This is a genomic window from Rheinheimera pacifica, from assembly GCF_024809855.1.
In the GTDB taxonomy this organism is placed as follows: domain Bacteria; phylum Pseudomonadota; class Gammaproteobacteria; order Enterobacterales; family Alteromonadaceae; genus Alishewanella; species Alishewanella pacifica_A.
Genome location: NZ_JANUEM010000002.1, coordinates 418482 through 438007, shown reverse-complemented (window position 1 = coordinate 438007; position 19526 = coordinate 418482). Strand labels below are relative to the sequence as shown.

The 19526-nt window shown below is 47.7% G+C and carries 25 protein-coding genes; 12 read left to right on the top strand and 13 right to left on the bottom strand.

Annotated features, from left to right (window positions below; genetic code table 11):
- The first annotated feature begins 44 nt into the window (after positions 1 to 44).
- Positions 45 to 1061: a trypsin-like peptidase domain-containing protein gene (locus M2404_RS04855; RefSeq protein ID WP_259238599.1), complete on the top strand. Its 1017-nt coding sequence runs from the start codon at positions 45 to 47 to the stop codon at positions 1059 to 1061.
- A gap of 10 nt (positions 1062 to 1071) precedes the next feature.
- Here M2404_RS04855 and murA read toward each other — a convergent pair whose 3' ends face one another.
- The 7 genes from murA to mlaF are packed head-to-tail and all read right to left on the bottom strand — an operon-like array spanning position 1072 to position 5596.
- The gene (murA, locus tag M2404_RS04850; protein ID WP_259238598.1) at positions 1072 to 2331 is read right to left on the bottom strand and encodes a UDP-N-acetylglucosamine 1-carboxyvinyltransferase; all 1260 of its coding nucleotides are present in this window, start codon (positions 2329 to 2331) and stop codon (positions 1072 to 1074) included.
- Positions 2332 to 2337: 6 nt separating this feature from the next.
- Positions 2338 to 2595, bottom strand: coding sequence for a BolA family protein (locus tag M2404_RS04845; RefSeq protein ID WP_259238597.1), 258 nt, complete (start codon positions 2593 to 2595; stop codon positions 2338 to 2340).
- A 9-nt stretch (positions 2596 to 2604) separates the two neighbouring features.
- On the bottom strand, positions 2605 to 2898 hold the full coding sequence (locus tag M2404_RS04840) for an STAS domain-containing protein (RefSeq protein WP_259238596.1): 294 nt from the start codon (positions 2896 to 2898) through the stop codon (positions 2605 to 2607).
- Positions 2895 to 3548 (bottom strand): MlaC/ttg2D family ABC transporter substrate-binding protein, encoded by a 654-nt coding sequence (locus M2404_RS04835; protein ID WP_259238595.1) that lies wholly within the window; start codon positions 3546 to 3548, stop codon positions 2895 to 2897. The genes M2404_RS04840 and M2404_RS04835 overlap by 4 nt, the downstream gene beginning before the upstream one ends.
- Positions 3548 to 4012, bottom strand: a complete 465-nt coding sequence (mlaD, locus tag M2404_RS04830) for an outer membrane lipid asymmetry maintenance protein MlaD (RefSeq protein WP_259238594.1) — start codon at positions 4010 to 4012, stop codon at positions 3548 to 3550. The genes M2404_RS04835 and mlaD overlap by 1 nt, the downstream gene beginning before the upstream one ends.
- 1 nt (position 4013) lies before the next feature.
- Positions 4014 to 4796 (bottom strand): lipid asymmetry maintenance ABC transporter permease subunit MlaE, encoded by a 783-nt coding sequence (gene mlaE, locus M2404_RS04825; protein ID WP_259238593.1) that lies wholly within the window; start codon positions 4794 to 4796, stop codon positions 4014 to 4016.
- The gene (gene mlaF / locus M2404_RS04820; RefSeq protein ID WP_259238592.1) at positions 4793 to 5596 is read right to left on the bottom strand and encodes a phospholipid ABC transporter ATP-binding protein MlaF; all 804 of its coding nucleotides are present in this window, start codon (positions 5594 to 5596) and stop codon (positions 4793 to 4795) included. The genes mlaE and mlaF overlap by 4 nt, the downstream gene beginning before the upstream one ends.
- Positions 5597 to 5880: 284 nt before the next feature.
- Between mlaF and M2404_RS04815 the strand changes: the two genes are divergently transcribed.
- Genes M2404_RS04815 through M2404_RS04765 form a run of 11 tightly spaced genes read left to right on the top strand, consistent with a single transcriptional unit; the run spans position 5881 to position 13601 of the window.
- Positions 5881 to 6858: a calcium/sodium antiporter gene (locus M2404_RS04815; protein WP_259238591.1), complete on the top strand. Its 978-nt coding sequence runs from the start codon at positions 5881 to 5883 to the stop codon at positions 6856 to 6858.
- A 10-nt stretch (positions 6859 to 6868) separates the two neighbouring features.
- Entirely contained in the window at positions 6869 to 7837 is a 969-nt protein-coding gene (locus M2404_RS04810; protein WP_259238590.1) for a KpsF/GutQ family sugar-phosphate isomerase, read from the top strand.
- Position 7838: 1 nt separating this feature from the next.
- Positions 7839 to 8393: a 3-deoxy-manno-octulosonate-8-phosphatase KdsC gene (gene kdsC, locus M2404_RS04805; RefSeq protein ID WP_259238589.1), complete on the top strand. Its 555-nt coding sequence runs from the start codon at positions 7839 to 7841 to the stop codon at positions 8391 to 8393.
- Complete coding sequence (gene lptC / locus M2404_RS04800) at positions 8390 to 8944, top strand: LPS export ABC transporter periplasmic protein LptC (RefSeq protein WP_259238588.1); 555 nt, start codon at positions 8390 to 8392, stop codon at positions 8942 to 8944. Before kdsC ends, lptC begins: the two co-directional genes overlap by 4 nt.
- On the top strand, positions 8934 to 9425 hold the full coding sequence (gene lptA / locus M2404_RS04795; protein ID WP_259238587.1) for a lipopolysaccharide transport periplasmic protein LptA: 492 nt from the start codon (positions 8934 to 8936) through the stop codon (positions 9423 to 9425). The genes lptC and lptA overlap by 11 nt, the downstream gene beginning before the upstream one ends.
- The gene (gene lptB, locus M2404_RS04790; protein WP_215398230.1) at positions 9422 to 10144 is read left to right on the top strand and encodes an LPS export ABC transporter ATP-binding protein; all 723 of its coding nucleotides are present in this window, start codon (positions 9422 to 9424) and stop codon (positions 10142 to 10144) included. Before lptA ends, lptB begins: the two co-directional genes overlap by 4 nt.
- 48 nt (positions 10145 to 10192) lie before the next feature.
- Complete coding sequence (locus M2404_RS04785) at positions 10193 to 11674, top strand: RNA polymerase factor sigma-54 (RefSeq protein WP_259238586.1); 1482 nt, start codon at positions 10193 to 10195, stop codon at positions 11672 to 11674.
- Between the two features lie 26 nt (positions 11675 to 11700).
- Positions 11701 to 11988, top strand: a complete 288-nt coding sequence (gene hpf, locus M2404_RS04780; RefSeq protein WP_092796140.1) for a ribosome hibernation promoting factor — start codon at positions 11701 to 11703, stop codon at positions 11986 to 11988.
- A gap of 7 nt (positions 11989 to 11995) precedes the next feature.
- A complete protein-coding gene (gene ptsN / locus M2404_RS04775; protein WP_259238585.1) occupies positions 11996 to 12469 on the top strand; it encodes a PTS IIA-like nitrogen regulatory protein PtsN in 474 nt (157 codons plus the stop codon).
- Positions 12466 to 13326, top strand: a complete 861-nt coding sequence (rapZ, locus tag M2404_RS04770; protein WP_068233953.1) for an RNase adapter RapZ — start codon at positions 12466 to 12468, stop codon at positions 13324 to 13326. The genes ptsN and rapZ overlap by 4 nt, the downstream gene beginning before the upstream one ends.
- A gap of 2 nt (positions 13327 to 13328) precedes the next feature.
- Positions 13329 to 13601, top strand: coding sequence for an HPr family phosphocarrier protein (locus M2404_RS04765; protein ID WP_259238584.1), 273 nt, complete (start codon positions 13329 to 13331; stop codon positions 13599 to 13601).
- Between the two features lie 4 nt (positions 13602 to 13605).
- On the opposite strand, the gene M2404_RS04760 is transcribed toward M2404_RS04765, so the two are convergent.
- Genes M2404_RS04760 through M2404_RS04735 form a run of 6 tightly spaced genes read right to left on the bottom strand, consistent with a single transcriptional unit; the run spans position 13606 to position 19454 of the window.
- The gene (locus M2404_RS04760) at positions 13606 to 13974 is read right to left on the bottom strand and encodes a Na+/H+ antiporter subunit G (protein WP_259238583.1); all 369 of its coding nucleotides are present in this window, start codon (positions 13972 to 13974) and stop codon (positions 13606 to 13608) included.
- Positions 13975 to 13983: 9 nt separating this feature from the next.
- Positions 13984 to 14253: a K+/H+ antiporter subunit F gene (locus tag M2404_RS04755; RefSeq protein ID WP_068233961.1), complete on the bottom strand. Its 270-nt coding sequence runs from the start codon at positions 14251 to 14253 to the stop codon at positions 13984 to 13986.
- Positions 14247 to 14786 (bottom strand): Na+/H+ antiporter subunit E, encoded by a 540-nt coding sequence (locus M2404_RS04750; protein ID WP_259238582.1) that lies wholly within the window; start codon positions 14784 to 14786, stop codon positions 14247 to 14249. The genes M2404_RS04755 and M2404_RS04750 overlap by 7 nt, the downstream gene beginning before the upstream one ends.
- Positions 14783 to 16306 (bottom strand): monovalent cation/H+ antiporter subunit D, encoded by a 1524-nt coding sequence (locus tag M2404_RS04745; protein WP_259238581.1) that lies wholly within the window; start codon positions 16304 to 16306, stop codon positions 14783 to 14785. Before M2404_RS04745 ends, M2404_RS04750 begins: the two co-directional genes overlap by 4 nt.
- A complete protein-coding gene (locus M2404_RS04740; protein ID WP_215398237.1) occupies positions 16306 to 16659 on the bottom strand; it encodes a Na+/H+ antiporter subunit C in 354 nt (117 codons plus the stop codon). Before M2404_RS04740 ends, M2404_RS04745 begins: the two co-directional genes overlap by 1 nt.
- The gene (locus M2404_RS04735; RefSeq protein WP_259238580.1) at positions 16659 to 19454 is read right to left on the bottom strand and encodes a monovalent cation/H+ antiporter subunit A; all 2796 of its coding nucleotides are present in this window, start codon (positions 19452 to 19454) and stop codon (positions 16659 to 16661) included. The genes M2404_RS04740 and M2404_RS04735 overlap by 1 nt, the downstream gene beginning before the upstream one ends.
- Positions 19455 to 19526 lie beyond the last annotated feature (72 nt).

Below are 19526 nucleotides of genomic sequence, written 5' to 3'. Positions count from 1 at the left end.
TGCTTAAAAGCATCGCCTACGGGCTCGCATTAGCATTTTTGCTAATGCTGGTATTTCCCTCTTTTAATCATCTGTCAATGCCGCTATTTAAAGCTACGGAAGCCAGCGAAGACAACACCCCTGTCAGTTATGCTCAGGCTGTACGGCGTGCAGCGCCTGCTGTGGTTAATGTATACACCCGCAGCACCCTGGTTGATCCCCGCTCTTTACGCCCACGCACTATCGAACGGCAAGAGCTTGGTTCCGGCGTAGTAATGAGCTCACAAGGCTATATTCTGACAAACTACCATGTGGTTTACGGCGCTGATCATATTGAAATTGCGTTGCAGGATGGCCGCTGGCTGGAAGCAGTGCTGATTGGCCAGGATGAACTCACCGATCTGGCCGTATTGTATGTGCAGGCGGAGAATTTGCCGGTAATTCCGCAAGACACCGAGTTGGAGCCGCAAGTAGGTGACGTAGTGCTGGCAATAGGCAATCCACTTAATCTCGGACAAACGATTACTCAGGGTATTATTAGTGCTAATGGCAATACTGGTTTAAGTTCACGCGGTTATATCGATTTTATGCGGATGGATGCAGCCATAAACCGTGGCAACTCCGGCGGGGCTCTGGTAAACAGTAACGGCACTCTGGTAGGCATTAATGCTGCCGCTTTTCAGCTGGAAAATCAGGACATTCAGGGTATTTTCTTTGCTATACCCTATAAACTGGCGCTTAACGTTATGCAAAAGCTGATTAAGCATGGCAAAGTTACCCGCAGCCACCTTGGCGTGTCTGGTGATGCCGTCGTCAATGCCGCCGGCGACCGTTTGTTATCATCAGGCCAGACGTTATACGGCCTGAGTATTACTGCGGTCAATGCTAACGGCCCGGCGGCAGAAGCGGGTTTACAAACTGGTGATATTATATTGGAAATTGCCGGCAACCGCTTTAGTAGCGTACAGCAGGCATTGAATATGATTGCCGAGACTGCACCAAACAGCGAACTAACACTAACTATTGATCGCAATAATCAGCAGTTGGATATTAAAGCCGTTACCCGCGAGTTACGCCGTTAAAAAACGCGGCCTAAGCCGCGTTTACCCGTTCAATATTAGCGCCGAGCCGCTTGAGCTTGTGCTCAATTTGCTCATAGCCACGGTCAATATGATAAATACGATCTACTACCGTAGTACCTTCAGCTACCAAGCCAGCGATTACCAGGCTGGCAGAAGCACGTAAATCAGTTGCCATGACCTGCGCCGCCATCAGCTTGTCTGTATGCTGACAAACCGCCGTGTTACCTTCCAGGCTGATACGCGCCCCCATACGTTGTAATTCAGGTACGTGCATAAAACGGTTTTCGAAAATCGTTTCAGTAACCATACCCACGCCCTGAGCAACAACATTAAGCACAGTGAACTGCGCCTGCATATCCGTCGGAAAGCCTGGATGCGGTACTGTTTTTACGTTGACTGCTTTTAATGTGCGCCCGGTCATATCAGCACGGATCCAATCGGCTCCCGTCGTGATATCGGCACCGGCTTCACGCAACTTCTCCAGTACAACCTCCAGCTCAGCCGGATCAGTGCTACGGCAGGTAACATCACCACCGCTGACCACTGCTGCAACCAGGAATGTCCCTGTCTCGATACGATCCGGCAGTACCTTATGCTCACCGCCGCGCAATGCTGTAACACCTTCAATAACAATACTGTCAGTGCCTGCGCCACTGATTTTAGCGCCCATGGTATTAAGATATATTGCTAAATCTACTACCTCAGGCTCACGCGCCGCATTATCAATAGTGGTAATACCGTCTGCCAGCACCGCCGCCATCAGCAGATTTTCTGTACCGGTTACACTGACCATATCCATAATAATATGAGCGCCTTTAAGGCGGCTGGCAGTCGCTTTGATATAACCATTTTCAACTGTGATATCGGCCCCCATTTTACGCAGGCCATCAATGTGCAAATTAACCGGCCGGGCACCAATAGCGCAACCACCGGGCAGCGATACTTCAGCCTGGCCAAACCTGCTTAACAAAGGGCCAAGTGCTAAAATAGAGGCCCGCATAGTTTTTACCAGCTCATAGGGGGCAAACTGGTTATGTACTTTACCGGCATCAACCTGCACTACATTATCCGCAAAACTGACCTCTGCACCGAACAGCTGTAATAGCTTAACAGTGGTTTCAATATCTTTCAGTTTGGGAACATTAGTGATGGTTGTAGGTTTTTCAGACAGTAAACTGGCAAAAAGAATTGGTAAAGCGGCGTTCTTCGCGCCGGATATGGTGACATCCCCTGTTAAAGCCTTGCCACCTGTTACAAAAAATTGCTGCATATATTACTACATCGGAGGGTTAAGAAGTTTTTCTCTACGCCACTGCTGCGGCGTAAAGGTCTTAATACTGACAGCATGAATAGAGCCATCAGCTATCGCAGCCATCAAAGGTGCATAAATCATTTGTTGTTGTTTAACACGGCTGACATCAGTAAAACAATCGCCCACTGCAATAACGGCATAATGAGAACCTTCTGCAGTCACTCTTACCTCAGCTAACTGCAATTGCTCAGTTAACAGCTGCTCAATCTGTTTTATTTCCAAAGTTAAACCTTAATCTATAACAGGCAACAAAGCCCTGACCGCACTGACATCTGCTAATGATAACAGCTGTTGCGGCACATTACATAATGCTACAGAAACCCCTTGGCTCTTGGCTACTGCTAGTTGTTGCAGTAACCAGGCTAAGCCCGCCGTATCAACGCTATTCAGTGCAGTAAAATCAAACCGTACTGAATTTTGCAGGCTATTTAACAGGGTAAAGGGTGAATATAGCATTAACGTATCACGATTTAACGCACCGGTAAAACGCAAACTGTCGCCGTCCTGCACGATGTTCAGCGTCACTTTTCTTCTACCTTAGCAATAGGCGCTTTGGCCTTCTCAATCAGCATAGCGGTAACACTGTTAAGGCCTTGTTGGCGGATCAGGTTGCCCAGCTCAGCTCTTTTGCTATCAAGTAAAGATATACCTTCCGCTACCATATCAAATACCAGCCAGTTATCAGTATCTTTACCACGGCGCAGCTTAAACTCAATGTTAATATCAGGCTTACCAGGGTCGATAACCCGGGTGCGGATAGAAATAATTTTCTGATTTTCAGCAATACGGCCCGGCTCAATCATCACTTTTTGATCGCGGTACTGAGTAAACACACCCGCGTAAGTAGCAACCATGTAGTTTTGAAACGCATCAACAAACGCCAGTAAATCTTCTCTTGGTGTGTTACGCAGATCAGCGCTGTTACCAATAACGCGCAGCGCAGCGTAGCGGCTGTCGATGTAAGGCACCAGTTCTTCATTAACAATCAGCCGTAGTGTTTCAGGATCGGCCTGAATTTTACTTTGATCCTGAGCAATGCGGCTAAACGTTTTGTCTGCCAGCACTTCCATCATCTTATAGGGATCGGTGTAGGTATCTGTCGATGCGTTCGCAAAAGAAGTGTAGCCGCTTACTGCGACCAGAAAAGCTATTAAGAATGCATAAAGTTTCATCATCAGTTCCCGCGGTTAAATAAGAATTGTCCAATCAGCTCTTCAAGTACCAGCGCTGACTTGGTGTCTTCGATGTAGTCACCATCAACCAGAATTTCAACGGTTTCATCCAGAAAACCCGGCTGTAACCCTAAGTATTGTTCACCCAGCAAACCGGATGTCAGAATAGCCAGTGAGCTGGTTTCCGGGAAATTACTGTAATTGCTGTTAATTTCCAGTGTTACTACCGGCGTGTAAAAGGTGGTATCCAGTTGTATTGCCGCCACGCGGCCTACTACTACCCCACCCACTTTTACCGGTGAACGTACTTTCAGACCACCGATATTCTCAAATTTCGCATATAAGCGGTAATTTTGACTACTCGCTCCCATGCCGGTGCTGGCAACTTGCAACGACAACATCAGAAATGCTGCTATTGCTAATACGATGAAGCAACCTACTAAAATTTCAATTTTCCGTGTGGTCATGTTATCCACCAAACATTAATGCAGTTAAAATAAAGTCAAAACCCAACACTGCCAGCGATGCAGTAACAACAGTTTGTGTTGTTGCCCGGCTGATACCCTCAGAGGTGGGCACAGCGTCATAGCCTTTGTGCAGAGCAATCCAGATAACGATAAGAGCGAATACGATACTTTTTATAATACCGTTGACAACATCGTCATAAAAATCGACGTTTGCCTGCATAGCAGACCAATAACCACCGCCGTCAACGCCAAGCCAGTCAACACCAACCAAATGCCCACCCAGAATACCCACAGCGGTAAAAATTATCGCTAATAATGGTAAACTAATTATGCCAGCCCAGAAGCGCGGCGCTATGATGCGCCGTAGCGGGTCTACTGCCATCATTTCCATGCTGGATAGCTGTTCTGTGGCTTTCATCAGGCCAATTTCGGCTGTTAACGCACTACCCGCCCGCCCGGCAAACAGTAAAGCGGCAACCACGGGGCCCAGCTCACGTAACAAACTTAGAGCTACCAAAGGCCCAAGCATTTGCTCGGCACCAAATTTCACCAGCACGGTATAGCCCTGTAACGCCAGCACCATACCAATAAACAAACCGGATACCAGAATAATTAATAAAGACAGCACACCAATAACGTACAGCTGTTTTATCAGTAACGGTAAGCCTTTACGAACATTCGGAATACCAATAATAGAGCCGAACAACATAATGCCAGCACGGCCAAAACCGGTAATGCTGTTAATCGTTGCCGCGCCCAGTTGCTGTAACTTATCTGCAATCACCTGGCTAACTCCATTAATTCCTGCTCGTACGGTGCGGCTTTGAAATGGAATGGCACAGCGCCATCGGCTTCGCCTTTGAGGAACTGCTGCACTAATGCAGATGGATCATTGCGCAATTGCTCCGGTGTTCCTTGCCCAATCACGGTTTGCTCTGCAACAACATACACATAATCAGCAATACTCATTACTTCAGTTACGTCGTGCGATACCACAACAGACGTCAGCCCCAGCGCATTGTTCAACGAACGGATCAACCGCACAATCACCCCCATCGAAATAGGGTCCTGGCCGGCAAAAGGTTCATCATACATAATCAGCTCAGGGTCCAGTGCTATTGCTCTGGCCAGTGCAGCGCGCCTGGCCATACCTCCGGACAACTCGGCAGGCATTAAGTCGCGGGCCCCCCGCAGACCAACGGCTTCAAGCTTCATCAGTACAATCAAGCGGATTAATGCTTCAGGCAAACGTGTATGTTCACGGATAGGAAACGCCACATTGTCAAACACAGACATTTCAGTAAACAGAGCGCCGCTTTGAAACAGCATGCTCATTTTCTTGCGAGCCTGATACAACTCACGCCGCGACAACGACGGTATGTCTTGTCCTTCAAACAAAATTGAGCCACTGTCCGGTTTTAACTGGCCGCCAATTAAACGCAACAAGGTCGTTTTGCCTATGCCGCTGGGGCCCATAATGGCAGTAACCTTGCCACGGGCGAACTGCATATTCAAATCACGGTAAATTATCCGCTCACCTCTGCTAAAAGTCAGGTGCTGGATATCAATCAGCGTATCAGCCAAACTCTTCTCCCCGCTTATCGCAGCTATACTGTTTGCTGCGCTTCCACAACCTGATAATGGCAAATAATATACATACATTAGTGTATGTTTTCAATCAGACTGCTGCTAAAGTTGTATTATTGTAAACGTGTTCCGGCTTAAAGTCGTTACATAAAATCGTAACAAAGTATGCGAAAAATCGATATTCGCGCCGTATGGCAGCTTTTTTTGCAATTCGCGCCGATAAGCAGGAAAATACCACGCGATATCTTACGCAAAACTTACACAGAACAGGGAACTGCATATTGTCACCTTTGCTACTCGCTATTATTTTCGTCATTGTTGGCCTGGTCCTGCTACTCTGGAGTGCAGACCGTTTTGTTTTTGGTGCCTCTTCTGTAGCCCGCTCTGCCGGCATATCTCCAATGATCATTGGCCTGACTATAGTGGCTATGGGCTCTTCAGCACCTGAGATGCTGGTTTCTGCTAATGCCGCCTGGCACGGCCGCTTAGATACGTCTGTCGGCAATGCGCTTGGTTCTAATATCACCAATATTTTGCTGGTTATCGGTGCCGCTGCGCTGTTAAAACCTATTGCTGTATCTTCACTTACGTTAAAACGCGAATATCCGCTGATGTTACTGTGTACCTTGCTGGGTTATTTCTTTATCTCTGACAACAACTTAACCCGTATCGAAGGTATTATGTTGCTGGCAGCTTTTGCCGGCTTTTTATGTTTAATGGTGTACTGGGGCAAAAATGCCAGCAGTGATGACCCGTTGATCAGCGAAATAAACAACGAAATACCTGACTACGCACCACTGCCTAAAGCGTTGCTATGGGTGTTTATCGGGCTGTTAGTGTTACTGGCCAGTTCACAGTTGCTGGTGCATGGTGCGGTGACAATAGCCCGTTACGCCGGTATGAGCGATTTGGTAATAGGCCTGACCATTATTGCTATAGGCACCAGCTTGCCTGAATTAGCCGCCAGCATTATTGGTATTCTTAAAGGCGAAGATGATCTGGCACTTGGTAATATTATCGGCTCAAATATTTTTAATATTCTGGCCGTTATGGGGATTGGCGCAGTGATACATCCGTCAGCCTTGGATCCAATGGCCGGTAGCCGCGACAGTTATGTGATGATAGGTGCAACTTTACTGATGCTGGTGATGTCATTTCGTTTTGGCCATATCCGGCGGATAAACCGCATTGAAGGTTTGCTGCTGCTGGCGAGTTTTGTTGGTTATCAGTATCTGCTGTTTAGCAGTATACGGGCTTGATGGAAGTAATATGACTACCGACTTTCGTATCAGGGCTGCTGAAGTTCTCAGAATTGAAGCTGCCGCAGTTGAGCAACTACAACAGTATCTGAATGCCGATTTTAACCTGGCATGTCAGCTTATTTTTAACAGTAAAGGCAAAACTATCGTGTCTGGTATGGGCAAATCAGGCCATATTGGCAGCAAAATTGCCGCAACACTGGCGTCTACCGGCACGCCGGCGTTTTTTGTTCATCCGGGAGAGGCCAGCCATGGCGATCTGGGGATGCTGTCAGTCGATGATGTCGTCATAGCCATTTCTAATTCCGGTGAAACAGCAGAAATACTGACCATTATTCCGGTGATAAAACGCCTGGGCATAAAACTGATTGCCATGACCGGCAACCCCGTATCAACACTGGCTAAACTGGCTGATGCTCACTTATGTGTTAAAGTTGAACAAGAAGCTTGTCCGCTGGGTCTGGCCCCTACAGCAAGCACCACTGCCACCCTTGCTATGGGTGACGCGCTGGCTGTGGCTCTGCTTGATGCCAGAGGTTTTTCGGCTGATGATTTTGCCTTATCACACCCGGGCGGCAGCCTGGGTCGTAAATTGCTGCTACGACTTGACGATATTATGCACCGCTCCGAACAGGTGCCGGTAGTACCACAAACAGCATCAATTAAAGATGCCTTACTGGAAATATCCAAGAAAGGCCTGGGCATGACAGCAGTGGTGGATGAACAGGGCCGGATGGCTGGTATTTTTACTGACGGCGATCTGCGCCGCATTTTGGATCAACGCTACGACATTCACACCAATTTGATTGCAGAAGTTATGACACGCAAATGCATTACTGCCAATGCCCAGATGTTGGCGGCAGAAGCGCTGCAAATTATGCAACAGAAGAAAATTAACGGCCTGATTGTGGTAGATGAAGCACAAGCGCCAATTGGCGCAATGAATATGCACGATTTGCTGCGTGCCGGAGTACTGTAAAATGTCGTTGTTTAATACACTGTATCAGCCGGTATCTGACAGTATTACCCATAAAGCCAGAGCCATAAAGCTGCTGATCTGTGATGTTGATGGCGTATTCTCTGATGGCCGTATTTATTTGGGTAACCAAGGCGAAGAATTAAAAGCCTTTCATACCCGCGACGGCTACGGCGTTAAAGCACTACGCCAGGCCGGAATAGAGGTAGCAGTGATTACCGGCCGCAACTCAGCCATAGTGCAGCAGCGCATGACATCACTAACGGTACCTTATATTTACCAGGGACAGGAAAATAAACTGGCGGCATTTGCAGATCTGCGCCAGCAACTGCAACTAACGCCGGAACAGATTGCCTATATAGGTGACGACCTGCCTGACTGGGCCGTCATGCAGCACTGCGGTTTATCTGTGGCAGTTAAAGATGCACACCCATACCTGCGCCAGCATGCCCATTATATTACCACTATGGCCGGCGGCTTTGGTGCAGTGCGTGAGCTTTGTGATTTAATATTGATTAGCCAGCAGCACTTTGGCCTTTTTGACGGTAGCAGTTCATGAGAAAGTTGCTTGTTTTACTGGTACTTATATTAGCAGGCACCGCAGCTTATTTGTGGTTTGAACCTGAAGACAATCTGGATGCACTGCAAACGGATCAGGAATTATTACCCGACTATGTGGCAGAAAACATTACCCGAACCTTGTACAACGAAAATGGTTACCGCGCTGATTCTGTCACGGCAGTACGGCTGGAACACTTTGAATTGCTGGGTTTTACCCAGTTCGAGCAACCGGTGTATACGTTATTTAATGAAGAGTTTCATCCCAGTTGGAAAGCCAGCAGTAAATACGCTATCTGGTTCCCACAGGACAAAATAATTCTTGAGCAACAAGTCGTTATTGAAAGTTTACTGCAAAATGAGCTGGTTGAGCGCATAGAAACAGATACACTGGAGATGTTATTTCCTGATAACAGGTTGCAAAATAACCAGCCAGTCTACATTCATGGGAAAGGGTTTTACATTGAAGGTATTGGTTTGCAGGCAGATTTAACAGAAAGAACACTGCAATTAGTCCAACATCAGAAAACGGTATATCGTAATGAAGATTAACATACTTCCGGCTGTAGCCCTGCTACTGTGCAGCTTATCTGTACAGGCAAATCAACCCGACTACACCCAGCAAATTCAGATAGATGCTGATAATTTATCTTCAGTTAAAGAAAATGTGCTTACTTATCGTAACAACGTTGTCGTTACTCAGGGCTCACTGCAGCTAAAAGCCGATCAACTGGAAATTAACGCCACTGCCGGCAAAGGTAATGAAGTGTATATCGCCACCGGCAACCCTGTTACGTACTCTCAGTTACTGGCAGACGGCCAGCAAGTTACTGCTCAGGCCAAAGAAATGCGTTATGAGCCATCAAACCGCACTCTGACATTCAGCGGCGAAGCAGAACTGGCGCAAAGTGGCAGTGTGGTAAAAGCATCTACCATTCGTTATAACGTAGAAAAGCAGGAACTGAGTGCCGAGAGCAACGAATCAAAGCGCGTGACAACCATTTTCACGCCAGAGGAAAAAAATAACCCATGAAGTTAGTTGCGTCGCATCTGGCCAAAAGTTACAAAGGCCGGCAGGTGGTTAAAGATGTCAGCCTTGAAGTTAATGCGGGGCAGATTGTAGGCTTGCTGGGGCCAAATGGTGCAGGCAAAACCACCACTTTTTATATGATTGTCGGCCTGGTCCCCTCAGATAAGGGCCATATTGTTCTGGGTGATAAAGACATCACCTTTGACCCTATACATACCCGCGCACGCCAGGGTATCGGTTATTTGCCACAGGAAAGTTCTATTTTTCGCAAGCTAACGGTACACGATAACCTGCTGGCTATTTTGCAAACCCGGAAAGATCTCAGCCGCAGCAAACGCGAAGAAATCGCAGATGACTTACTGGAAGAGTTTCATATCGGCCATATAAAACATAGCCTGGGTATGAGTTTATCCGGCGGTGAGCGGCGCAGGGTAGAAATTGCCAGAGCACTGGCGGCTAATCCGGCGTTTATTTTGCTGGATGAACCTTTTGCCGGTGTTGACCCTATTTCAGTGCTTGATATTAAAAAAATTATTCAGCATTTAGGTCAGCGTGGTATCGGCGTATTAATTACTGACCACAATGTGCGTGAAACGCTTGATGTGTGTGAAATTGCTTATATTGTCAGCCACGGTGAGCTGATAGCCTCCGGGCCACCGCAGCAGGTTCTGGCAGATCAGAAGGTGCGCGATGTATACCTGGGTGAGCAATTCAGGCTATAGTTAGCAAAAATAATAACAGCGTATCATTCAGGAGAACGGTAGAAGTACATGAAGCCCTCTTTGCAACTTCGCTTAGGACAGCAGCTAACCATGACGCCGCAGTTGCAGCAGGCTATACGCCTGCTACAGCTATCGACAATTGAGTTGCAACAGGAAATTCAGGAAGCTCTGGACGCCAACCCTTTACTTGAAGCTGAAGATGATTTTGACAGCTTCGCAGAAACGGCGCCACAGGCTGAACGGAATGATTATGCAGACACTGCTGAAACCCAGACAACTGACGACAACTATGAACCCTCAGAGCCCGATACCAGTGAGGCCATGACTGAACAAAACATTCAGGAAGATTTGCCACTGGACAATAATTGGGATGATTTAGTCAGCGCTGCGCCGGTCAGTGCAGGTAACGGTGCCGACGAAGACTACGTTTATCAGGGCGAAACCTCTGAAACCCTGCAAGACTACCTGCGCTGGCAAATGCAGCTAACGCCTTTTTCCGATACCGACCGCGTTATTGCCGAAATTATTATTGAAGCCATTGACCCCAATGGTTTGCTAACCATCAGTAGCGATGAGATCCTTGAATCGCTGGGCATGGACGATATTGAAGCTGATGAAGTTGAAGCCGTCATAAAACGTATTCAACTGTTTGACCCGGTGGGCGTAGCCGCCCGTTCAGTGCAGGAATGCCTGCTGGTACAGTTGCGCCAGTTCAATCCTGCTACACCTTATCTTGCCGATGCACAAAAACTGATCCGTGATCATACTGAATTTTTAGCCAACCGTGACTTTCGTTCTTTGATGCGTGTGACTAAACTCAAAGAAGACGAGTTAAAAGAAGTCATGCAGCTAATTCACAGCCTTAACCCAAGGCCAGGTGCTGATGTTATCCGGGAAGAACAGCAATATGTCATACCCGATGTCAGCGTAATAAAAGTGAAGGGCCGCTGGCAGGTAGAACTTAACCCGGACGCCATGCCCAAAGTACGTATTAATCAGCAATACGCAGCAATGTCCAGAACCGCTAAAAGCAGTGCCGATACGCAGTTTATCCGCTCACATCTGCAAGAAGCCAAGTGGTTTTTAAAAAGTCTGGAAAGCCGTAACGAAACACTGCTGAAAGTGGCCAACTGTATAGTGCAGCAACAGCAAGCCTTTTTTGAGCATGGTGAAGAAGCCATGAAACCTATGGTACTGAACGACGTAGCAGAGATGGTAGGCATGCATGAATCCACTATTTCACGTGTTACTACGCAGAAGTACATGCATACACCGCGAGGTATTTTTGAACTTAAGTTCTTCTTCTCAAGTCATGTTAGTACAGAGAGTGGTGGCGAATGTTCATCCACTGCTATCCGCGCCTTTATAAAGAAATTAGTGGCGGCGGAGAATCCGGCCAAACCGCTTAGTGACAGTAAAATGGCTGATATTCTGCTTGAGCAAGGCATAAACGTAGCGCGGCGTACTATTGCCAAGTATCGTGAATCTTTGTTTATTCCGCCGTCAAATCAACGCAAGACCTTGATGTAAGTCAGCCTAAAAGAAGGAATATGTCTATGCAAATCAATCTAACTGGTCGTCATGTTGAAATTACAACGGCATTAAAAGAATACGTTGACACCAAATTTGCTAAACTGGAACGCCATTTTGATCATATAAATAATGTACATGTGATCCTAAACGTGGAAAAATTAAAGCAGATTGCAGAAGCTAAGCTGCATTTGAATGGTGGCGAGGTATTTGCGGTGTCTGAAGACGAGAATATGTACGCAGCAATTGACCAGTTAATAGACAAGCTGGATCGTCAGGTCATTAAACACAAAGAGAAAATAGCCCGGCACTAAATAAATTATGATGAATTTAACCTCTATGCTGGCCGAGAACTGCACTAAAAGTGCAGTTCTTTTTAATAGCAAAAAACGCATCCTCGAATACATTGCAGAACTGGCCCATCAGCAATTACCAGAGATGACCGAGTACGGCATTCTTGAAGCCTTGCTAACACGTGAGAAACTCGGTTCTACCGGTATTGGCGGCGGTATTGCTATTCCGCATGGCAAATTAAAATGTGTTACTTCACCTTTGCTGGTATTTGTGGTCAGCAAAGAAGCCATTCCGTTTGACGCTATTGATAACCAGCCAGTCGATATTTTTTGCGCCATTCTGATCCCCGAGGCACAGTGTCAGGCGCACCTGAGCACTCTGGCCGGTATTGCAAAGTTACTCAGCCAGAAAGAGCTGACTAAAAAAATCCGTCATGCACAAACCAACCAGGAGCTATATCAGTTGCTGGTGCAGTACAGTGAGGCAGAAACGTTAAAATGAAGCTACTGGTAGTCAGCGGCCGTTCCGGTTCGGGTAAATCTGTAGCCCTGCGTGTAATGGAAGATCTTGGCTACTACTGTGTTGATAATATCCCGGTAAATTTACTGCCGACGCTGGCTACTACCGTAATAGGTCAGTACGAACGTGTTGCTGTTAGTATTGATGTGCGTAATTTACCCAAAGATCCGGACGAATTAACCGAAATTCTGTCTTATCTGCCCAGAAAACTCGAACTGACCATTCTGTATCTGGATGCCGATCACGCCAGCCTGATAAAACGCTTCAGCGAAACCCGCCGTTTACACCCGTTGTCACATCAGGCCATGTCACTTGATGAAGCCATTTCTGAAGAGCAGCAACTGCTGGACCCTATATCCAGCCGTGCTGACCTGTACATTGATACCACTGAGCTGAACGTGCACCAGTTAGCAGAGCAACTGCGTGAACGCATTCTAGGCCAGAAAACCGGCCGTCTGGTGATCCTGTTTGAATCATTCGGCTTTAAGTACGGCATACCCAAAGATGCCGATTTTGTTTTTGATGCACGCTTTTTACCCAACCCACATTGGGAACCAGATCTGAAACCTTTAACCGGGCTGGATCAACCGGTAAAAGACTATCTGGCGGCACAATCGGTGGTAGTGAAGTACATCTGGCAAATTAACAGTTTTATCAGTACCTGGCTGCCGCACCTTGAACGCAATAACCGCAGCTACTTAACTATTGCTATTGGCTGTACCGGCGGGCAACACCGTTCAGTGTATATTGCAGAAAGCCTGACAGAGAGCTATCGCAGCCTGCGCGATGATGTTCAGGTAAGGCACCGTGAGTTGTTCAGACATGCAGCTAAGGGCTAATTATGAGCAAATGCAGTGAATCGGTTACTATAGTTAATCAGTTGGGCTTACATGCCAGAGCTGCCAGCAAACTGGCGCAATTGTGCCAGCAGTTTGATGCCCGTATAGAGCTGGTACAGGAAGATAAAACAGCCGATGCCAGCAGTGTACTGGCATTACTGATGCTGGCCAGCAGTAAAGGTAAAACGCTGCAGGTATCTACCGAAGGCACCGATGCCCAGCAGGCGCTGGACGCTGTGGTTAATTTGATCAAAAACGGTTTCGACGAAAACTAAGCCGTTAAGGCAGCGGTTTTCTATCGTGTTGTTTTTGCTGTGCCGCATGTATATTTTCTTTCCCTGTCGTTTTATCAATGGTCTTTAACTTATAGTGTAGGGCTGTTTTTATCAGCATATGTGCACTGATAGGCGCCGTGATCAGTAAAAATATAGTGATCAGCAGTTCATGCACACTGGTTTCACCATGGGTATAAAAAAAGAATATTGAGCCCAGCAATATACCCCCCATACCAAGCGTAGTAGCTTTGGTTGGCCCGTGTAAACGCATGAAAAAATCCGGCATCCTAGTCAGGCCGATAGACCCTATCAGTACAAAGCTGCCACCCAGTAACAGGAAAAATGCTACTACCCACTCAATCCAGTGTTCCATCACGCTCTCCTATTCTATAATATCGCCGCGCAGCAGGAATTTACACACCGCCACTGTACTGACAAAGCCCAACATCGCTATCAGCAGCGCCGCTTCAAAATACAACGGCGACTCCATCAGTAAGCCATACAGAATGATCAGTGCGATGCTGTTAATGTACATAGTATCCAGTGCCAGAATACGATCCGGAATACTGGGTCCACGCAACAGGCGATACAGGTTTAGCAACAAGGCGATACTGATCATGGCAAACACCAGCATAATGACATTATCTAGCATTGGAAAATCTCCTTTAAAGGCGCTTCGTAGCGTTGTTTAATGTCATTAATCAGCTCTGCTTCGGTACCAGACAGGTTTAACACGTGAATTAATAAGCAGCGCTGCGGCATCGGCTCTCCGGGTTGTAAGCTGTCTTTGCTCGGATAAATTTCTGCGCTGACAGTACCTGGTGTCATCGACACAGTGCTTGCCAGAATAGTAATAGGCAGCTCGTGCTGTAAATCCAGCGGCACGGTAACAAAAGCCGGTTTTAACCGCGCTTTAGGCCCCAGAATAAGCAATGCCACCTGCGCATTTGCTGTGACAATATCAGCCAATACCCGCAGTATATAGCGCAGCCCCAGCAAAGGGCGCTCTATTAATGGCTGCGGATCACGAAACCTGAGAGTTAAAAGTGGAATAACCACCGCCAGTATCAATGCAAAAAACAAGTGCACCGGCTCTATGCTCTGACTTAGCAACAACCAGACAATAAATAGTAAAACACTGCGGTAAGGCGTCGGTAGCCAACGAAATTTAGGCTCAAATCTCATGGTTTGCTCTCCTGTACCGGGTACTGACCAAGAATGCTATTTCTGCTGGTAGTCGTATCATATAATTGCGCCGCGGCTTGCTGTGACAGCGTCGTTAACGGCCCGGCAAACACCGTCAGTAAAGGGCTGGCCAGCAACAGCCAGATAACAGCAAAAACCTGCAATGGCGGCGCTTTTCCACCGCCAGACTCAGTGCCACTAACCCGCCAGAATAACGTACTGCCAGCACGCGACAGTGCCACTATAACCATCAGGCTACTTAGCAGAATGAGGCTCCATAGTAATATCCGGCTTACCGGCTCAACAGCAGATTGTAAAATCATCAGCTTGCCAACAAAGCCCGAAAACGGCGGTAACCCCGCGACTGTTAATGCGCCGACCATAAAGATAAAGCCAAGCAAAATTGGCTGGCTCACCCGCCGGCCCGATACCAAACGATCACCTGCTTTACCACGTTGATTGGCAATTAAATCAGCTACCAAAAACAGTGCTGCGGTTACCAGTGTGGAATGCACGGTATAGTAAAGCGCGGCAGCAGCAGACAGCTCAGTTTGCAATGCTACCAGGCTAACCAGAGTACCCACAGATACCAGCACCAGATTAGCCACCAGTTTGCGAAAATCGGGGCTTGCCAGTGCGCCCACTGCGCCTAAAGCTATCGTAGCCAGGCCTGCAGGTAACAACCAGTCACTGGCCATACCTGCAAGCGGCCCTGCATTCTCGCCAAAGATGGTGCTATACACACGTAGCAGCGCATAAACGCCTATTTTAGTCATCACAGCGAACAGTGCGGCAACCGGTGCGGATGCCGAGGAATAAGTCGCTGGCAGCCAGAACTGTAGCGGTAACACTGCGGCTTTTAAGGCAAACACTATCATCAGCATTAGGCCACCCGCTTTCACCAGCATCAGATCTTCTGCCGGTAGTGCCGCCACCTTCACTGCCATATCAGTAATATTCAGTGTACCCAGCGTGCCGTAAAGTACCGCCAGTGAAAACAGAAAAATAGCCGAACCGGTTAAGTTCAGTACCACGTAATGTACTGCTGCTTTGGTTTTATTTTTGCCACCGGCATGGATCAGCAGTCCATAAGACGCTATCAGTAATACTTCAAAAAATACAAACAGGTTAAATAAGTCGCCGGTCAAAAAGGCGCCATTAATACCCATCAGCAGGAACTGAAATAACGGATGAAAGAAAGAGCCTTTCTCATCTTCTCCGGCGCTACCGTAGCAAATGGCCCCTAGTGCCAGAAAAGACGTCAGACAAACCATAACAACAGACAAAGTATCGGCAACCAGAATAATGCCAAACGGTGCCTGCCAGTTACCTACGGCATAATGTATTAAGCCCTGCTGCTGTACCTGCAATAATAATATCACCACCAGCACCAGTTGAATGGCGCTGGAGATCATGCTTAACCAGCGCCGGCGCATTGGCGAATAATGCACTGGCGGCAGCATGATCAATAGTGCCGTTAAAAATGGCAGTAAAACAGGCGCAGTAATCAGATGCCACATCAGCGACTCTCCTTCTTCGACAGCTCAGACTCCGGCAACTTGCCATCTACATGATCATTACCTAGATCTGCCCGCGCCCGAATGGCCAAAATCACCAGAAATGCAGTCATCGCAAAGCCGATAACAATAGCAGTAAGCACCAACGCCTGCGGCAAGGGATCAGCGTATTGCTCAGTAGTACCAAGCACAGCAGCACCACGCAGCGTTAAGCGGCCGGAAGAAAAAAGAAACAAATTAACCGCATAAGACAGCATCGTCAGCCCCAGTACCACCGGGAAAGTGCGGCCGCGTAACATCAGAAAAACGCCACAAGCGGTAAGAAAACCGATACAGCAAGCAAACAAGGTTTCCATTAAATTGTATCCTTATGTACAGGCCGGTGACTGGTGGTCATTTTACCCAAACTTGCCAGGATCAGCAGGGTCGAGCCGACAACCGTAATATAAACACCCAGGTCAAACGCAATCGCGCTGGCCAGTTCAATTTCACCCAGTAACGGAATATCAAAATAGTCAAACCAGGAGGTCAGGAAAGGTTTGCCAAATGCCCAACTGGCCACACCGGTAAACAACGCAATCAGCAAGCCTACGGCCACCACACGCTGATATTCTACGTCCATCCGCGCTTTAACCCAGTCAACCCCCTGTGCAATGTACTGCAGAATAATTGCCACAGCAGTAATTAAGCCGGCAATAAAACCACCGCCGGGTAAATTGTGGCCGCGGAAGAAAATATACACCGATACCATGATAGCCAGAGGCAACAAGCTTTGTGCTACGGTAGACAACAGCACAGAATGGCGCTCTGTTGCCCAGGGCCGGCCTTCACCGTCACTGCTGGGTTTAAATATCGGAATGCGGGTAAGCAGCTTGAAAATACCTAAAGAGGCAATCCCCAATACCGCAATTTCGCCCATGGTATCAAACCCGCGGAAATCAACCAGAATAACGTTAACCACGTTAGTGCCACCGCCACCGGTTTTGGCATTGGCCAGAAAATATTCAGAAATACTGCTGAGCGGCCGGGTCATCAGTGCATAACTTAAACTGCCAACCAGCACACCTACCATACTGGCAATACTGACATCACGTACCACCCTTGGCGCCTCTGATTGTTTGGGTGTTTTATGCGGCAAAAAGAACAACGCCAGCATCAACAGAATAACGGTTACCACTTCTACCGAAAGTTGGGTTAAAGCCAGATCCGGCGCAGAAAAGCGGGTAAAGGCTATTGATACCATCAGGCCAACTACCGAGATCATCAGCAGTGCCACAACCCGTTTACGGTGCCACACTACAGTAGCAAAAGCGGCAATAAGCAACATTGCAGCCCCGGTAGCGTTTACCGCATCAATCGGTAACTCGTCACGCCCTCCCCACAAGGTATCCAGTTCCAGTAATGGCGCACCTGCCAGCACAACAAAAGTTAGCAGCGCCAGCATCATATAGCGTTGCAACGAACCATTGTCGAGCCACTGATAAAATTGATCACAGCGGGCAATCAGCGACTTCACCCCCCCTTCAAAACTATTCAGTGCGTCTACATCAGGCAAGGTATTCTGAAAATCAAACAGGTGTTTGCGGTTAACATAAATCAGTGTACCGCCCGCCAGCGCCAATATGCTCATCATCAGTGGCAGGTTAAAGCCATGCCAGATAGCCAGGCTGTACTCCGGCACCACACCACCGAGCACCGATGCTGAGGCCGCATGCAGCAGATCACCAATTAAATAAGCCGGGAAAATACCCACCAGAATACACAGCGCTACTAATACCTCTACCGGTACACGCATATAACGCGGTGGCTCGTGCGGAGTTTTGGTTAAGCCCTTTGGCTGGCCGTTAAAAAACACGTCATGGATAAAGCGCATTGAATAAGCAACAGAGAAAATGGCCGCTACCGTTGCTAATACCGGAATAACCCACGACAACGACCCCAGCAGGTGCTGATGCAGTGTTTCGGCGAAAAACATTTCTTTTGACAGGAACCCGTTTAATAACGGCACCCCGGCCATTGCTGCTGCTGCAACCATCGCCAGCGTGGCGGTTATTGGCATAAATTGCCATAAACCGTTTAGCTTGCGCATATCCCGCGAGCCGGACTCATGGTCAATAATACCAGCCGCCATAAACAACGATGCTTTAAACGTAGCATGGTTAATAATATGAAACACCCCGGCTACTGCCGCTAAATCGGTACCCATACCAAACAGCAAGGTAATTAAACCCAGATGGCTGATAGTGGAATACGCCAGTAAGCCTTTTAAGTCATGCTTAAACAACGCCAGATAAGCACCTATCAGCAAGGTCGCCAGGCCGGTTAAACTAACCAGAATAAACCATAACTCGGTGCCAGACAGCGCCGGATAAAAGCGCGCCAGCAGGAAAATACCGGCTTTCACCATAGTGGCAGAATGTAAGTAAGCACTTACCGGTGTGGGTGCTGCCATCGCATTGGGCAACCAAAAATGAAACGGGAACTGTGCCGATTTGGTAAAGCAGCCCAGCAAAAACAGCACTAACAATACCGGATACCAGCTGTGTTGTTGGATCACATCAGTGCTGGCCAGCACTACATCTAAATCATAACTGCCTACCACCTGCCCTATTAATAAAAATGCCGCTAACAGGGCTAAACCCCCGGCCCCGGTTACAGTTAACGCCATACGGGCACCACGGCGTGCTTCAGCTTTATGCCACCAGAAGCTGATTAACAGGAAAGAGCTGATACTGGTAAGCTCCCAGAACATCCACAGCTGTAGTAAATTGCCCGACAATACTATGCCCAGCATAGCTGTCATAAACAGCATTAAATAGGCATAAAAACGCGGCATCGAATCGCGCTCAGATAAGTAATAGCGCGCATACAGAATAATCAGCAAGCCAATGCCTAAGATCAGCAGGCTGAATAAGTACGCCAGGCCATCAAGCCGTATGGAGATGTCCAGGCCAAGTAGTGGGATCCACGACAGGAAAAAACGTACAGTTTCACCGCTTAATACTTGCCCGGTATGTAATAGCACCAGCATCAGTGCAATAGCAGGCGGCAGAGCGGTAGCCAGTGCGCAGGCACTGCGGTTCCATTTAGCAGCCAGCAGCGGAACCAGAGTTCCCAGCAGCGGCAGAAGTAAAATCCACATGAGTGTCATAACTGTCGCACGTCCTTATTAGAATAAGCTTAACCGATACATCCAGCCTCTGCCATTAATCTTATAGATTAA

Coding starts and splice junctions, on each gene's coding strand:
- M2404_RS04855 (WP_259238599.1), top strand. CDS start 45: ATGCTGGTATTTCCCTCTTTTAATCATCTGTCAATGCCGCTATTTAAA.
- murA (WP_259238598.1), bottom strand. CDS start 2,331: ATGCAGCAATTTTTTGTAACAGGTGGCAAGGCTTTAACAGGGGATGTC.
- M2404_RS04835 (WP_259238595.1), bottom strand. CDS start 3,548: ATGATGAAACTTTATGCATTCTTAATAGCTTTTCTGGTCGCAGTAAGC.
- mlaD (WP_259238594.1), bottom strand. CDS start 4,012: ATGACCACACGGAAAATTGAAATTTTAGTAGGTTGCTTCATCGTATTA.
- M2404_RS04810 (WP_259238590.1), top strand. CDS start 6,869: ATGACTACCGACTTTCGTATCAGGGCTGCTGAAGTTCTCAGAATTGAA.
- kdsC (WP_259238589.1), top strand. CDS start 7,839: ATGTCGTTGTTTAATACACTGTATCAGCCGGTATCTGACAGTATTACC.
- lptC (WP_259238588.1), top strand. CDS start 8,390: ATGAGAAAGTTGCTTGTTTTACTGGTACTTATATTAGCAGGCACCGCA.
- lptA (WP_259238587.1), top strand. CDS start 8,934: ATGAAGATTAACATACTTCCGGCTGTAGCCCTGCTACTGTGCAGCTTA.
- lptB (WP_215398230.1), top strand. CDS start 9,422: ATGAAGTTAGTTGCGTCGCATCTGGCCAAAAGTTACAAAGGCCGGCAG.
- M2404_RS04785 (WP_259238586.1), top strand. CDS start 10,193: ATGAAGCCCTCTTTGCAACTTCGCTTAGGACAGCAGCTAACCATGACG.
- hpf (WP_092796140.1), top strand. CDS start 11,701: ATGCAAATCAATCTAACTGGTCGTCATGTTGAAATTACAACGGCATTA.
- ptsN (WP_259238585.1), top strand. CDS start 11,996: ATGATGAATTTAACCTCTATGCTGGCCGAGAACTGCACTAAAAGTGCA.
- rapZ (WP_068233953.1), top strand. CDS start 12,466: ATGAAGCTACTGGTAGTCAGCGGCCGTTCCGGTTCGGGTAAATCTGTA.
- M2404_RS04765 (WP_259238584.1), top strand. CDS start 13,329: ATGAGCAAATGCAGTGAATCGGTTACTATAGTTAATCAGTTGGGCTTA.
- M2404_RS04760 (WP_259238583.1), bottom strand. CDS start 13,974: ATGGAACACTGGATTGAGTGGGTAGTAGCATTTTTCCTGTTACTGGGT.
- M2404_RS04755 (WP_068233961.1), bottom strand. CDS start 14,253: ATGCTAGATAATGTCATTATGCTGGTGTTTGCCATGATCAGTATCGCC.
- M2404_RS04750 (WP_259238582.1), bottom strand. CDS start 14,786: ATGAGATTTGAGCCTAAATTTCGTTGGCTACCGACGCCTTACCGCAGT.
- M2404_RS04745 (WP_259238581.1), bottom strand. CDS start 16,306: ATGTGGCATCTGATTACTGCGCCTGTTTTACTGCCATTTTTAACGGCA.
- M2404_RS04740 (WP_215398237.1), bottom strand. CDS start 16,659: ATGGAAACCTTGTTTGCTTGCTGTATCGGTTTTCTTACCGCTTGTGGC.
- M2404_RS04735 (WP_259238580.1), bottom strand. CDS start 19,454: ATGACACTCATGTGGATTTTACTTCTGCCGCTGCTGGGAACTCTGGTT.